11 protein-coding genes and 1 tRNA gene are annotated in these 13,578 nt (G+C 31.4%); 4 read left to right on the top strand and 8 right to left on the bottom strand.

What is annotated here, in order from left to right; translation table 11 throughout:
- The first annotated feature begins 21 nt into the window (after positions 1 to 21).
- Both AC1EUY_RS07595 and AC1EUY_RS07590 read left to right on the top strand, forming a co-directional pair.
- A tRNA-Ser gene (locus AC1EUY_RS07595) sits at positions 22 to 106 on the top strand.
- 241 nt (positions 107 to 347) lie between these two features.
- Positions 348 to 1,586 (top strand): site-specific integrase, encoded by a 1,239-nt coding sequence (locus AC1EUY_RS07590; RefSeq protein ID WP_480194953.1) that lies wholly within the window; start codon positions 348 to 350, stop codon positions 1,584 to 1,586.
- Here AC1EUY_RS07590 and AC1EUY_RS07585 read toward each other — a convergent pair.
- From AC1EUY_RS07585 to AC1EUY_RS07570, 4 genes are all read right to left on the bottom strand, one after another.
- Positions 1,557 to 1,952: a hypothetical protein gene (locus AC1EUY_RS07585; protein WP_480194915.1), complete on the bottom strand. Its 396-nt coding sequence runs from the start codon at positions 1,950 to 1,952 to the stop codon at positions 1,557 to 1,559. The two genes, AC1EUY_RS07590 and AC1EUY_RS07585, sit on opposite strands and share 30 nt — an antisense overlap.
- Positions 1,930 to 2,466 (bottom strand): BfmA/BtgA family mobilization protein, encoded by a 537-nt coding sequence (locus AC1EUY_RS07580; RefSeq protein ID WP_480194914.1) that lies wholly within the window; start codon positions 2,464 to 2,466, stop codon positions 1,930 to 1,932. The genes AC1EUY_RS07585 and AC1EUY_RS07580 overlap by 23 nt, the downstream gene beginning before the upstream one ends.
- Before the next feature lie 978 nt (positions 2,467 to 3,444).
- The gene (locus AC1EUY_RS07575; protein ID WP_480194913.1) at positions 3,445 to 6,303 is read right to left on the bottom strand and encodes a type I restriction endonuclease subunit R; all 2,859 of its coding nucleotides are present in this window, start codon (positions 6,301 to 6,303) and stop codon (positions 3,445 to 3,447) included.
- A 73-nt stretch (positions 6,304 to 6,376) separates the two neighbouring features.
- Positions 6,377 to 7,297 (bottom strand): tyrosine-type recombinase/integrase, encoded by a 921-nt coding sequence (locus AC1EUY_RS07570; RefSeq protein WP_480194912.1) that lies wholly within the window; start codon positions 7,295 to 7,297, stop codon positions 6,377 to 6,379.
- A 90-nt stretch (positions 7,298 to 7,387) separates the two neighbouring features.
- Here AC1EUY_RS07570 and AC1EUY_RS07565 point away from each other — a divergent pair, with 90 nt between their 5' ends.
- Positions 7,388 to 8,596, top strand: a complete 1,209-nt coding sequence (locus AC1EUY_RS07565; protein WP_480194911.1) for a restriction endonuclease subunit S — start codon at positions 7,388 to 7,390, stop codon at positions 8,594 to 8,596.
- Here AC1EUY_RS07565 and AC1EUY_RS07560 read toward each other — a convergent pair.
- The 4 genes from AC1EUY_RS07560 to AC1EUY_RS07545 are packed head-to-tail and all read right to left on the bottom strand — an operon-like array spanning position 8,589 to position 13,024.
- Positions 8,589 to 9,812, bottom strand: coding sequence for a restriction endonuclease subunit S (locus tag AC1EUY_RS07560; RefSeq protein ID WP_480194910.1), 1,224 nt, complete (start codon positions 9,810 to 9,812; stop codon positions 8,589 to 8,591). The genes AC1EUY_RS07565 and AC1EUY_RS07560 overlap by 8 nt on opposite strands.
- Before the next feature lie 55 nt (positions 9,813 to 9,867).
- Positions 9,868 to 11,430: a type I restriction-modification system subunit M gene (locus tag AC1EUY_RS07555; RefSeq protein WP_480194909.1), complete on the bottom strand. Its 1,563-nt coding sequence runs from the start codon at positions 11,428 to 11,430 to the stop codon at positions 9,868 to 9,870.
- 11 nt (positions 11,431 to 11,441) lie between these two features.
- Positions 11,442 to 12,236, bottom strand: a complete 795-nt coding sequence (locus tag AC1EUY_RS07550; protein ID WP_480194908.1) for a nucleotidyl transferase AbiEii/AbiGii toxin family protein — start codon at positions 12,234 to 12,236, stop codon at positions 11,442 to 11,444.
- Complete coding sequence (locus tag AC1EUY_RS07545) at positions 12,233 to 13,024, bottom strand: type IV toxin-antitoxin system AbiEi family antitoxin domain-containing protein (protein WP_480194907.1); 792 nt, start codon at positions 13,022 to 13,024, stop codon at positions 12,233 to 12,235. The genes AC1EUY_RS07550 and AC1EUY_RS07545 overlap by 4 nt, the downstream gene beginning before the upstream one ends.
- Positions 13,025 to 13,142: 118 nt before the next feature.
- Between AC1EUY_RS07545 and AC1EUY_RS07540 the strand changes: the two genes are divergently transcribed.
- Positions 13,143 to 13,469 (top strand): phosphotyrosine protein phosphatase, encoded by a 327-nt coding sequence (locus tag AC1EUY_RS07540; protein WP_480194906.1) that lies wholly within the window; start codon positions 13,143 to 13,145, stop codon positions 13,467 to 13,469.
- The last annotated feature ends 109 nt before the right edge of the window (positions 13,470 to 13,578 follow it).

Raw genomic sequence — 13,578 nt, 5'->3', positions numbered from 1 at the left:
GAGAACGCAGACCGCGAAATTGGAGAAATGGCAGAGTGGTCGAATGCACTGGTCTTGAAAACCAGCGAGGGTCACACCTCCGGGGGTTCGAATCCCTCTTTCTCCGCTGAAATTTTAACAATTTCTACCAAAACCCCGTAAACTCTATGTTTATGGGGTTTTTTAATTTTCAAAAACATCAAATAAAGGCAATAAATCACATATAATAGGTGTCTAATTCGGTGTCACTTGCAATCATTACCCAACTGACACCGAATGGCTCTGAATCACCTTATTTTACTACTACTCCAGAAAAAAAGTTTGAATTATTTTTCGTAAATTTATTAGGAATCTTAATACTGACACCTATGGAAAATTCATTTACACTTCTTTTCTACATAAAAAGAAGTAAAGCTGACAAAAATGGGTATGCTAATATTTACCTTAGAATTACCGTAAATGGTAGGCGTTCTGAGCTAAGTATTAAACGAAAAGTACATGTTGAAAGGTGGAGTTCTGAGGCAGGAAAGGCAAAAGGGTTTTCGTCTGAATCACAAGAGATAAATAGGTATATTGATACTATTGCGAATAAGATTTATCGCATTCACCAAAGGTTAGTAGATGATAATATGTCTATAACAGCCGCTGGTATTAGAGACGTTTATTTAGGTAAAAAGAAAAATCAAAGAATGTTACTTGAAATCTTTCAAGAACATAACGACAAGGTTGATTCGCTGGTTGGTAAAGATTTTGCTTACGGAACGGCTGAACGCTACAGAACTGCAAAGAAACACGTTGGCGAGTATATTAGTCTTGAATATAGAGTTGATGATATTCCCGTAAGAGATGTAAACCACAAATTTATTAGTGGTCTTGAGTACTATCTAAAAACTGTTCGTAACTGTAGCCATAATACGGCTATTAAGTATATCACTAACTTTAAAAAGATAATTCGTATTGCTTATGCCAATAATTGGATATCCACAGATCCATTCTATAATTGGAAGGCTCGATTAAAGATTGTTGATAGGGAATTTTTAAATGAAGAGGAAATTCAAAAAATGGTTGAAAAAGAATTGCACACCCTTCGTTTGGATCAAGTTAAAGATATTTTTATTTTTTGTTGTTTTACTGGTCTCGCATATGTTGACGTTAAAAAGTTATGTAAAGATGATATTGTTATTGGTATTGATGGTGAAAATTGGATAAAAACAAAACGAACTAAAACGGATACAAGAAGTAATATACCTATACTTCCAACAGCAGAAGCTATTCTCGAAAAATATGTTAATCATCAAGATATTATTAATACTTATAAAGTTTTACCAGTTTTGAGCAATCAAAAAATGAATGCGTATTTGAAAGAAATTGCTGATTTATGTGGGATTCAAAAAAATCTAACGTTTCATCTGGCTCGTCATACATTTGCTACAACTGTGACTTTGACTAACGGTGTACCAATTGAGTCTGTAAGTAAAATGCTCGGACATAAATCGTTAAAAACTACACAACATTATGCTAAAATACTGGATAGAAAAGTTAGTGATGATATGAAAGCTCTCAAAGGAAAATTTAATTTAAGTAAAAGCATTAACCAAGTAGGTTAATTTTAACTCTTTGCTGTTGGTACAGAGCTTGTCCAAATTTTGGTCAACTGCTGTAACAGTTTGCCATTTTTTTACTTCATAAAATTTGTATCGTTTTGGTATTTTGAATTTTTGTTGATTTTTAAGAAATGAAAATTTAAAAATTAAAAAACTCTTTTTTTTGTTTTTACTGTTTGTTATTGTTTGTATATGTTTATATATAGATACCAGCGCTTGTCCACTGCTTGTCCATTTTTTGGACATGTAGTAGTACACTGCTAGTCCAGTGCTAGTCCAAAAAATGGACAACCTAACATTTAGTATTATTTGCATTGTTTTAGTGCTTTTTGATGATTCAAAATTTTTAATGATTTTTAAATTTTTCATACTCTTCTAGACTTAAATTTAGTTTTAAATAGTTCTTTCCAAAACTTCTTTTCTCAACCACAATCTTGCTCAATAAATCATCAAAATTGTGCTTTAACTTCACATTTTCTTGTTGTGATTTTTGATACTCATTTCGATAATATTCCAGTTCTTCATTTTCGGTTATGAGTGTTGGTGTACCAAAATCATAAACTTCTTCCTCTTCTTCTTTAGAGGCTTCTTGAAACAACTGTTGCAACATGGCATTAGTAGGCTTGGTTTGTGTTTTTTCAATATCTCTCATAATAGCAACAACACAGTTAAAACGTTTTTTCATAAGGTGTTTGATGCTAGAAATTGTTTCGCCCAAACGCTCATTTGGTGCGATTTCATTCACTTTAAAAAAATCAATCATATCGAGTAATGTCATTGATTGTGATTTAGAATACTGCTTACAAAACTTCTTGAATTTTTGCGCCACAGAATCCTTAATGCTTATACTCACAAATCGCTCTTTTTCATATCCTTTATCCATTTTTTCGTGAAAAATTCCTTGATTTTACTTCGCTTTCATCATTTTTCCGTGAAAAAACAAGAAAAACATCAAACTATTAAATTGTCGTAACCCTTTATTTTTAAAGGGATTTCGGCTGAAATAGAATATGTAACATCGCTTTAGCGTGTTACCCTCTTGCTTCTCCATTTTTGCCCTTTAATGGGACAAAAACAGAAAACATCCAAACCGAATTTTTGGTTGAATTTTGAGGAATATTAATTACTTAACCTGCCGTTCTTTAAGATAATTTGAATTGAGTTTTTAAAAAAATGAAGTTTGATATCAATTAGCATTTTTTTAAGCCAATATTTATGATTTTATCAAATTTTTAAAAAATAGACGTCAGATTGATTGATAAAGAAATAGAAAATTGATTTACTTATTATATCTAGAAGCGTTTTCCTTTTTTGCTTTTTTAGTGTCACTTCCTTTTTAGATATTTTGATATGATTTTATACTTCGATTATTTTGATTTACTTCCCATAGAGCTGTCAGCTGTTACCTTTTTTGCCATTAGTTGTCTAATATTTAGGATTATTAAGGACTTATAAAAAGTGCGAGCGAGTTTACCCTGAGCGTAGACGAAGGGAGCCTGATTATGCAGTCCGTTTAAGACTAAATATTGTTGTTTTACAGGTAAAAAAGGTATAAGGGTGGTGGTTCGGGTTTGAAGCAAAATTGTAGCGTGAAGAATTGAAAACTATAGGAAGTGATACTAAATGAAAATATGAAATTCCGATTAAGCGGACTTAATTCACTATTTTGGCCTGTAATGCAAGGCTAAAGTTGTGGATTGTGTCCAAGACTTTTTTAGCGAACCTTTTTTCTCGAAATGAAGAGGAACGCAATATCGAGAAATGTGGTTAAACGGTTTATAATTAATACACTAACTTGGTTTTATTAGTCTATAAATGTTGTTTGGTCCATATTTTAGAATATTCGATATTCTTTAGTTTATCAAGGTGCAGATATCCCGCTGATAAATGTTTCAACAAATTTTAAAATTTTAGAGGTTACACGCTCCGACTTTGTTTTGCGTTCTTTTAAACTAGGCCTCTTATTCATAATTGCTACGATATCATCACGAAGCGGTATTTTTTCAGTAAATAAATAATCACCTATGATTTTTTCTAGTTTCTCAGGATTTAAGTCTTCTTGTTCACTAAGGTTTTTAATAGCAATACGTTTTTCTTTTCCTATGAAGTTGGCGAATTCGTCTGGCACATCATCAGAATCTTCAATATATGGTAAATGTTGATTTATAAATCGTTCTATTAACTCTCTCTTACTTCGTAATTGTGTTTCTCCTGCAATTAAATCATAGATAGATTTTTCTTGCTTCTCTTTTTCCTCTGGTGTTGCATCTTTCAATTTAGCTAAGAGCTTTAAGATATAAGTAACGTTAATCTCATCTCTATGAATTAGCTCCAATTCAAAATCTATATCCTGTAGTATTGATATTTTTTCTTTAGCATCATGGCTCTTTACTTTATCATACAAATCTAAATACTTACTCTTATAATCTTCAAAGGCTTGTTCGTTAATGCTTAAATCACTAAACGAGAATTCTGTAAATGTGATTAGTATATTTTTAATACGCATTAATTCCCTAAACGTTTTTGCAAAAGCTAATTCTTCTTCTTCATCTTTAAGAGCATTTACACTATCAACGGTTGGTGCTATTTGAAGTAATGCTATAAAAGCCTCATTCATTTTCTTGACATAAGCCTCATAGGGTTGCATGATGATTTCATCCTTGGCATCGATATTTGAAAACAAGGTAATAGCATCATCTGTAGCGTTTTTCAAGTTTCTAAAAGCAACAACGTTACCTTGTGATTTTAACTCGTTTAAAATTCTATTGGTTCTAGAATAGGCTTGTATTAACCCATGATAACGTAAATTTTTATCTACATAAATTGTATTCAATGTTTTGCTATCAAAACCAGTTAAAAACATATTAACGACTAGCAGAATGTCAATTTGTTTGTGCTTTACACGTTTTGCAATGTCGTTATAGTAGTTATAAAACGTTTGCGAATCTTTTGTAGAATAATTTGTACTAAATAATTTGTTATAATCTCTGATAAAATTATCGAGATGTTCTCTGTTATGTTGATAGTTGTTGCCATAACTAGCTTCAGGTTCTGCCGCTGCTAAAAATGCATCATCTTCCCAAGTTACTCCCTTAGCTTCTTTATCATCTTCATTGGTTTGATAAGAAAATATGGTAGCTACTTTTAAGTTATGCTCATTTACATCTTTTTTTTGCTGAAATAGTTTGTAGTACTTAATAAGCGTTTCAACATTACTAACACAAAATATTGCTGTAAACTCTCTACCGTGAGTTTTTCTATTGTGATTAGCAATAATGTAATCTACAATGTTGTTTAAACGTTGAGGAGTTTCCATTACTCCTTTTTCGTCTATGGCTTCAACCTGTATATCTTGAATTCCGTCTTTTTGTTTGAATGTACTTATATATTCTACTGAAAATTTAAGTACATTTTCATCGCGTATAGCATCTGTTATAACGTACTTGTGTAAATCTTTATCGAAAAGCATTTTAGTAGTACGTTTACCATATTCGTTTGTGCCTGCATTTTTCTCAAAGATTGGTGTGCCTGTGAAACCAAACATCTGGCTATTTTGAAAAAAATCTTTTATAGCCTCATGCGTTTTACCAAATTGCGAACGGTGGCATTCGTCAAAAATGAAAACAATACGTTTGTCTTGAAGTTTTTCCAACTTTTTTACATGCCTGGATTTGTTAACAGCTGTATTTAGCTTTTGAATGGTTGTTACAATTAGTTTAGCATCTCCAGATAATTGTTTAACCAAAGTTTTGGTATCATTAGTGCCATCTATACTCCCTTTGCTAAAGCTGTTAAACTCTTTGGTAGTTTGATAGTCTAAATCCTTTCTGTCAACTACGAAAACCACTTTATGTACTTGTGGCATTTGGGTTAATATTTGACTAGTTTTAAAAGACGTTAAGGTTTTTCCCGAACCAGTAGTATGCCAGATATATCCATTCTTAGTTGTGGTTTTTACACGTTCTATAATAGCTTCAACGGCATAAAATTGATATGGTCTGAGCACCATTAAAAACTTACCTGACTCATTAAGAACAATGTATTTGCATATCATTTTAGAAATGTGACAAGGCTCTAAAAATATCGCTGAAAAATCTGCAAGTTGTGTAATGAGTTTATTCTTAATGTCCGTCCAATAAAACGTTTGCTTAAACGAACGCGCTTTTATTGGGCTATTGGCATAGTATTTTGTATTAACTCCGTTGCTAATTACAAAGATTTGAATAAATTGAAATAATCCCGCACCAGCACCAAAACTATGACGTTCGTAACGGTTAATTTGATTAAAAGCTTCTTTTAGCTCTAAGCCTCTACGCTTTAATTCTATTTGTACTAAAGGTAAGCCGTTAATTAAAATGGTAACGTCATAACGGTTTTTATATTTTCCTTCAATTTCTATCTGTTGTGTTACTTGAAACTCATTTTGACACCAATGTATTTGATTAATTAGTTCTATCGTTTTAGATTCGCCTTTGTCGTTTACATAAGGAACACGGTCTCTTAAAATTTTAGCACGCTCATATATTGTACCTTTATTGATATAGTTTAGAACTTGCTTAAAATCTTGTTCAGATAGGCTAACTTTATTGTGCTTTTCTAATTGCGATTTTAGATTAGATAATAATGTTTCCTCATTTGTAATAGTTACTTTTTTATATCCTAAAGCCACCAATTGAGTAACTAAATTATTTTCTAAAATTTGTTCGGGTTGTGTGGTCATTTATACTTGGTATAAGGTAAAATAGTTTACCTCTAATTTATTTAGTGTTAGGTTGCGATAAATTTAACGATTATTATTTCAGTGAGCGAAACATTTGGTTTATCGTTTTTTTCTTTTGTTCCATATTAGGATGCACATATAAATTTAAAGTTGTGCTTATATTAGAATGCCCTAATAACACACTTACCGTTTTGTAATCACATTTACTTTCAATACAACGAGTGGCGAAGCTATGTCTAAGTCCATGAAACTTGAGTGCTGGTATATCAAGCTCAGTCATTAGTTTTTTGTAATAACTTCTATACGTTCTAGGCTCTGTAGGTTTTTCATTATTGGTTAACACAAAAAAGGAAGTATTCATTATTTTTTTTAAAGGTTTTAATAGTTGTAAGAGTTCGCGACTCATAGGAATTTCGCGAATAGAATTTTTAGATTTTGGGCTATCGATAATCAATTCGGTTTTTTTGGTATTCTTCTCAATAGTGTATATTCGTTGAATGGTTTTACAAATCTTTACAACACCTGTATCGGTATCTAAGTCGCTCCAAGTAAGTGCGCATACTTCTCCTATTCTTATACCTGTACTTAGGCAAATGTAGATACCTAAATTTCGAAATGTAAAATGAGTAGTAACATGTTGCATTATCTTTTTTTGATGTGTACGGCTTAACACTTCTATTTGATACGTTTTATGATTGGTAGGAAATTGTATATCGAATGGTTGATACGTTATCCAATTGTGCTTAGCACCAAATTTGAGAATCATTTTTAACACAATTAAAATATCTTTTACTGTTTTTTGGTTTAAACCCTTTTCTAGTTTTTGAAGTACAAAGGTCTGCACATCTTGTTCTTTAACGGTTTGTAATTTTCCAAAAGCAGGTACAATGTGATTTTCAATTAACAATGCATAAGCTGCAAAGCTTGATTTTTTCACATACTGTTTTTTGTCGTTTTTCCATAGAGTGCTAATTTCTGAAATGGTTTTTGTCATGATTTATAAGTTTTATGTTTTAAAAACATCAAAGTAAAAGCTTTAAATATTTTAAATAATTAAGGATTCGTTAGAGTTAATGTTCCCAATTTGAGATTTCCTGAGTTTGATAATTTTTGGAAAAAAAAGAAACTAGAAAGTTTATGCTCAAAAATAGGTAGTGGCAAAACACCCAGAGGAGGCGAAAATGTCTATCAAAAAAGCGGTATTCCATTTATAAGAAGTCAAAATGTAGTTAATGATTCCTTGGTGTTAGATAATACACATATCCCGAATGAGATACATTTGAGTATGAAAAGTAGTAAGGTTTTCTCAAATGATATTCTGTTAAACATTACTGGAGCTTCTCTTGGTAGAAGTTGTGTTGTCCCAAGAGAATTTAAAGAAGGAAACGTAAATCAACATGTCTCAATTATTAGATTAATAAAAGATAATCCACATTTTTTACAATCAATTTTAAGTTCAGATATTGGTCAAAAACTTATTTTAAAAGAACAAACCGGAAGTGGTAGGGAAGGATTAAATTTTGAAAGTATTAAAAATTTCAAAATATATCTCCCTGAAATTGAAGAACAAAATAGAATCGCTTCATTTTTAACTCTCCTTAATACTCGTATAAACACCCAAAGCAAAATAATTGACAACCTTGAATCTCAAAAAAAAGGGTTTGCGCAACAGCTATTTTCCCAACAATTTCGATTTAAAAAAGATAATGGGAAAGATTATCCGAAATGGGAAAAAGAGAGGTTAGATTATATTTTTAAAGGAGAAAAAGGAAACGGTTTAGCAAAAACGGATTTAAATAAATATGGAAAGTATAAGTGCATTCTGTATGGTGAATTATATACTACTTATGATGAAATAATAAATAAAGTTCATAGTAGAACAGACAAAAAAGTAGGCAAACTTTCGAAAGTAGGAGATTTATTAGTTCCATGCTCAACAACCACAAGAAATATTGATTTAGCTAATGTAACTTCTTTAAAAGAAAATGATATTAAGTTAGGTGGAGATATAACAATATTAAGAGCAAATAAAGATGTTAGTAGTGATTTCTATGCTTATTATCTTTCAATATATAAGAAAACAGCGTTAGCTAAATATGGGCAAGGAACTACAATAGTACATCTTTATTATAACCATTTTAAAGTTATGAAAATTGATTTTCCGTGCCTAGAGGAACAAACCAAAATTGCTAACTTTTTATACTCGATAGATCAAAAAATTGAAATTGAGAAAGAGCTTCTGATAAAATACAAAGAACAGAAAGCTTATTTTTTACAGAATCTATTTATATAAAAAGTTGCTGTAAAAAGAACTTTTTCTGTTGGGTTAATTGTTCTAAATATTTGGTTTCTAGCTCTATCTTTTTATTAATAGCCGTAAGTGTTGTAGCTATTTTTTGTTGTTTGGTAATATGAGGTAATTTAACTTCCAACTTTAAGAAATCATTTTTAGAAATATTGTATCTAGTACTTCCTTGTGCTAAAGGAATTACTGCTTTTCTAAACAGTTCACTTCTAAATAAATATTGAGCAAATTCTGGAATTATTAGCTCCTTATTTAACCTAAATCCAAAACAAAAACTATTTAAATAAATTTCATTAATATTATCCAAAAAAACCGAGCATGTGGCTATTTCTAAAGGTGTTTCCGAAGAGGTTGTAAATAGAGCATCTCCATATTGAACTTTGTTTTGATTTTCACTTTCATATATCTCAACAAGAGAACACTCATTAAAATTAATTTTAGAATCATTAAATATTTGTTTGTATTGAATATATGGTTTTCCCAATCCGAAATTTTCTTTTGTTTTTCCAGTAAGTCCATTATATAAACTCCCTAAGGTTGAAAGCTTTATTGGTTTCTGTGATAAATGATTACTTTCATTAAATAACCTTTTAGAAACACTTTTGAGTAGCTTTTTTAAATCCTTAATTATTTTGCTTTGGGTGTTTATACGTTGGTCAATTACATTAAAAAAGTGGGCTATTTTTTTCTGTTCTGTTGTCTTTGGAATATTCAGATTTAGAGTTGCTAGTTGACTTGCATATAGATGTACAACTGAAATTCCTTGTGCTAGTTTTGCAATATCTTTTTTCTTTTTATTGCTTAAATAATATGATAAAAACACACCATTTATAGATGTCTTGATTATATTTAAGTCTCCACCAAGAGCAATTCCTCCTTTTAAAACACACGATGCCGTAGCAATATCAATAGAAGTTTCGCCAGATGACGGTATAATAACATCATTTTCCTCACTGAGTATTAAATTTTCTTTCTGTATATCTGTTCTAGAGTTTATTTCATTAATAATCTCTCCATATTGTGTATATAATTCGCCATATCTAATACATTCGTTTTTACCATTTTCGTTAATGTCAGCTTTACTAATTCCCTTTCCTTTTGAAAATTTAGAAACTTCTCCCAATTTTATTTCCATTAACTCATCACTAAACTCAGGAAATCTCAAATTGGGAACGTTACGACTATTTTTATTGCTTTTTTTCATCTAAACAGCATCAATGTTTGTGCTATAAAACTTAAGGATTTTATCATAAAAAAAATTAGAATACTAAACCAAGTTCTTTAAAATAGACATCTATTTGTTGATCTAACTCGTTACGTTGGGCTTCTAACGATTTAATGTTAGCCATAACCGCGTCTAAGTCTACAGGTTCTTCTTCCTCAAAAGTATCCACATAACGTGGAATATTGAGGTTATAATCATTTTCGGCAACTTCTGCTAATGAGGCAGCATAGCTGTATTTGTCGTTTGTTTTTCGTTCGCGAAAAGTATTTATAATTAAGTCAACGTCTTGGTGTCTTAATTCGTTCTGGTTTTTTAACTTTTCGTAATGGTCATCGCCACTGGCATCAATAAAAATAATATTGTCATCTACCTCTCTACATTTTTTTAATACTAAAATACAAGTGGGTATAGACGTACCGTAAAAAATATTGGCAGGTAAACCTATGACAGCATCTAAAGCATTTAATTCTTCTATTAAATATTTACGTATAACACCTTCGGCTGCACCTCTAAATAAAACACCATGTGGTAAAACGCAAGCCATAGTACCATTTTCGGAAAGTTGGTAGTACATGTGGGTTAAAAATGCATAATCGGCTTTTGTCTTTGGTGCTAGTCTACCAAATTGGCTAAAGCGTTCATCTGTGCTATAAAGTGGATTGTCTTTACCTTTCCAATGTGCCGAAAAAGGAGGATTGGCTACCACAGCTTCAAAACGTTTTTCGATATGTTGCGGGTTTTCTAAAGTGTTCTCTTGCTTGATGTCGAAATTATTATAATGTACATCGTGCAAAATCATATTCATACGTGCTAAGTTGTATGTAGTACGGTTAAGCTCTTGTCCATAAAACTCACTCACATTAGCTTCTTTAGCTACACGCAACAGCAATGAACCCGAACCACAAGTAGGGTCATACACTGATTTTATTTTAGTTTTTCCTGTGGTTACAACTTTTGCAAGTATTGTAGAAACTTGTTGAGGTGTATAGAATTCGCCCGCTGTTTTTCCTGCTCCTGAGGCAAACTTACCAATTAAATATTCGTACGAATCGCCTAAAACGTCTGACTCTAAATCATCAAGTTTAAAATCAATATCATCTAACTCATTAATTATTTTTACAATGATTTCATTTCTTGCACCAACAGTCCTGCCTAATTTAGTTGAAGTTAAATCTAAATCTTCAAATAAGGCAGCAAAATCATCTTCGGAGTCGTTACCCATAGTGCTTTGCTCAATATGATTGAGTATTTCTTGTAAATCGTCCAAAATGTATGTGCTTTCGCCTTCAATTTTGGCGTTTCCTTTTTTAGCTACAGCAGAAAATAATTCTTCGGGCTTTAAATAATAACCAAGCTTAATAATCGATTCTTCACGAATGGCATCAAGGGTTTCTTGATCTGTTACTTTAGTAAATTCGGTAATGTCTTCGTCAATTAGCAATTCATTCGCATAAAGCTCTTGTTTTTCCGATAGATATTTAAAGAAAATAAATCCTAAAATATAATCGCGGTAATCATCAGGATTCATTTTACCTCTTAGTAAGTTGGCAATTGCCCAGAGTTTACTTTGTAGTAGTTGTTTTTGTTCTTCAGACATTGATTTTTATTTTAATTAAGTTTCTCAATCACTTCACTTTTCAACCATTGAAAAGCTAGTTCTTGGTCATATTTTATCTCTGGGCGTAAAAGCGCCTCCATATCTCCTGTAAAATTTGGGTCTTGTTTCTTTTCTTCAATATTTAACAAAAACTCTTTTTGACTTGGTGGTCTATTTCCTGTTGAAAATGAAATGTATTCCTTAAAACATGAAATTATTTGGTTAATATCCAATTTCATATGCAATCTAGAATAATCCAAATCGAATAAATCACGCCCTTTACTGCGTTGGTATAAGGCTCTTAATTTTGTGCCCAATAATTCATTTATATTATACGTTCGAATATTGGCTTTACCCTCAAACCAATCACTTTTTACTTCAAAAGGAAATTCTACCCAAGGCAACACATTAAAATGTTCTTTACAATTAATTTCTAATTTTAAGCGCAGTCTAATGTCTTCATATTCAGAAGTGAAACGGTATAATGCTTTTGCTCCGTGTCCTTTTACTTGTGTTTTTCTTGGTTCTTCAAAAAACGTAATTACCTCATTTAGCCTTTTCATTATAGGTTTAATAGGTCCTGCTTTAACTTGTACTAAATCAATATCTTCAGAATATCGTGGTGCTGGATTTAAATACAATTTGTGAAGGGCTGTACCACCTCTAAATGCCAAATTTTCATTTAAAAATTCATCTGAAAAAATTTCTACCAAAGCACGACTAATAACAAGATCTTGTTCTACTTGATAAAATTGTTTCCACGGTGCATGTTCTTGCCATTTTGCTATATAAGGCCTTGAAATCATAAATCGCTCTCCAATTTTATGTTTACATCTACTTTCCAAGTATTATGAACAGCTCCTGGTTTCTCTTTTGACGTTAGACTCAATAATACAGGGTAATAGTTTGATGCCGTTAGACGCTCCTTGATTGGTTTATACAAATTCGATTCAACTTGTAGTTCCTCTTCTAACAAAAATCCTAAGCGTTGTAGGGTGCTTTTGTGAGAATACCAGCTAACTAAGTCCGTAATGTCTTGAACTGTTATTTCCTCAGATAACTCTTCAAGAATAGCTAACATTCTATTAAGTCCACCTAATTTGGATTGATGATGGATTAAATCTACAGCAGTAAGTGCTGGACTGGAAATATTAAAAATACCTGCATCCGATTTTTTCTTTAAAATATTCTTTGTCGGCCATTTTGAAGTTGTAAAAAAATGAATGTCTATCGAGGATTTTTTAATAGTAGGGAATGATTTATCTGTCATTATATATTCCCGTTGTACTTGTTGATGCCCTGCTCCATGAAACTTTGCAGCAGAGTAAAAGCCCAAATAGTAATTACTATCCAAATAGTTAAAAAGCTTATTTATAAACAATTGCACAGGCAATTGCGCTTGTTTTGAGTACCTTGGTGGAATGATTAAATAAAACCCTTTTCTTAAATTTATAATCGCTTTTTTGGCTACCAAACGTGAAAGCTCCCGCTTTAGAGCAGTATCAGTTTTAGGACAATTTTTTACAAGTTCATCCCAAGAAAAGGAATATTCCTCAAAAGACTGTAGTTGTTTTATGTATTCCGAAATATCCACCTAAAAGTAAATTTTCGAGAAAGATACCACTTTAAGGTAATTATCTCATTATTTTACTATAATTTTTTCTTAATTTTGTTAACTGCTTGCCACAAGGCGATATAGCAACACTACCAATATGAAATATCTTTTCGTATGCTCCGCAAACAAACAACGCTCTAAAACGGCGGAGGACTACTTTGCGTTCGAATATCCTAAGCACCAATTTCTGAGTGCGGGAACCAACCTTAAGATTTGCAGAAAAGAGGGAACTACTGAACTAACTGAAGATTTATTAAAATGGGCTGACAAGGTCTATGTGATGGAAAATAAACATCTGGAACAAATTAAAAAGCATACTGGGGCAACTTATTATTCCAAGATTGAGGTTTTGAATATTCCAGATATATACAAATATTACGATGCAAATTTGATTTTGACGTTAGAAGACAAGATTTCATTTTAAATCTATAATAGTTTTGATAGTATTTACCATTTTGATAAAATATAATCTTATTTATGTTAAAAGTGTTAAAGTTTAATTCGCGGTGTCCAATTCGGTGTCAGTTGAATTT

This window comes from Maritimimonas sp. 2210JD6-3 (assembly GCF_056591795.1).
Note: the sequence above shows the minus strand (reverse complement) of the source record. Positions and strands in the feature narration are given on the sequence as shown.

Bases quoted from the DNA above. Each gene is read 5' to 3' on its own strand.
- AC1EUY_RS07555 (WP_480194909.1), bottom strand. From the start codon at position 11,430: ATGTCTGAAGAACAAAAACAACTACTACAAAGTAAACTCTGGGCAATT.
- AC1EUY_RS07580 (WP_480194914.1), bottom strand. From the start codon at position 2,466: ATGGATAAAGGATATGAAAAAGAGCGATTTGTGAGTATAAGCATTAAG.
- AC1EUY_RS07550 (WP_480194908.1), bottom strand. From the start codon at position 12,236: ATGATTTCAAGGCCTTATATAGCAAAATGGCAAGAACATGCACCGTGG.
- AC1EUY_RS07585 (WP_480194915.1), bottom strand. From the start codon at position 1,952: ATGAAAAATTTAAAAATCATTAAAAATTTTGAATCATCAAAAAGCACT.
- AC1EUY_RS07540 (WP_480194906.1), top strand. From the start codon at position 13,143: ATGAAATATCTTTTCGTATGCTCCGCAAACAAACAACGCTCTAAAACG.
- AC1EUY_RS07560 (WP_480194910.1), bottom strand. From the start codon at position 9,812: ATGAAAAAAAGCAATAAAAATAGTCGTAACGTTCCCAATTTGAGATTT.
- AC1EUY_RS07570 (WP_480194912.1), bottom strand. From the start codon at position 7,297: ATGACAAAAACCATTTCAGAAATTAGCACTCTATGGAAAAACGACAAA.
- AC1EUY_RS07575 (WP_480194913.1), bottom strand. From the start codon at position 6,303: ATGACCACACAACCCGAACAAATTTTAGAAAATAATTTAGTTACTCAA.
- AC1EUY_RS07590 (WP_480194953.1), top strand. From the start codon at position 348: ATGGAAAATTCATTTACACTTCTTTTCTACATAAAAAGAAGTAAAGCT.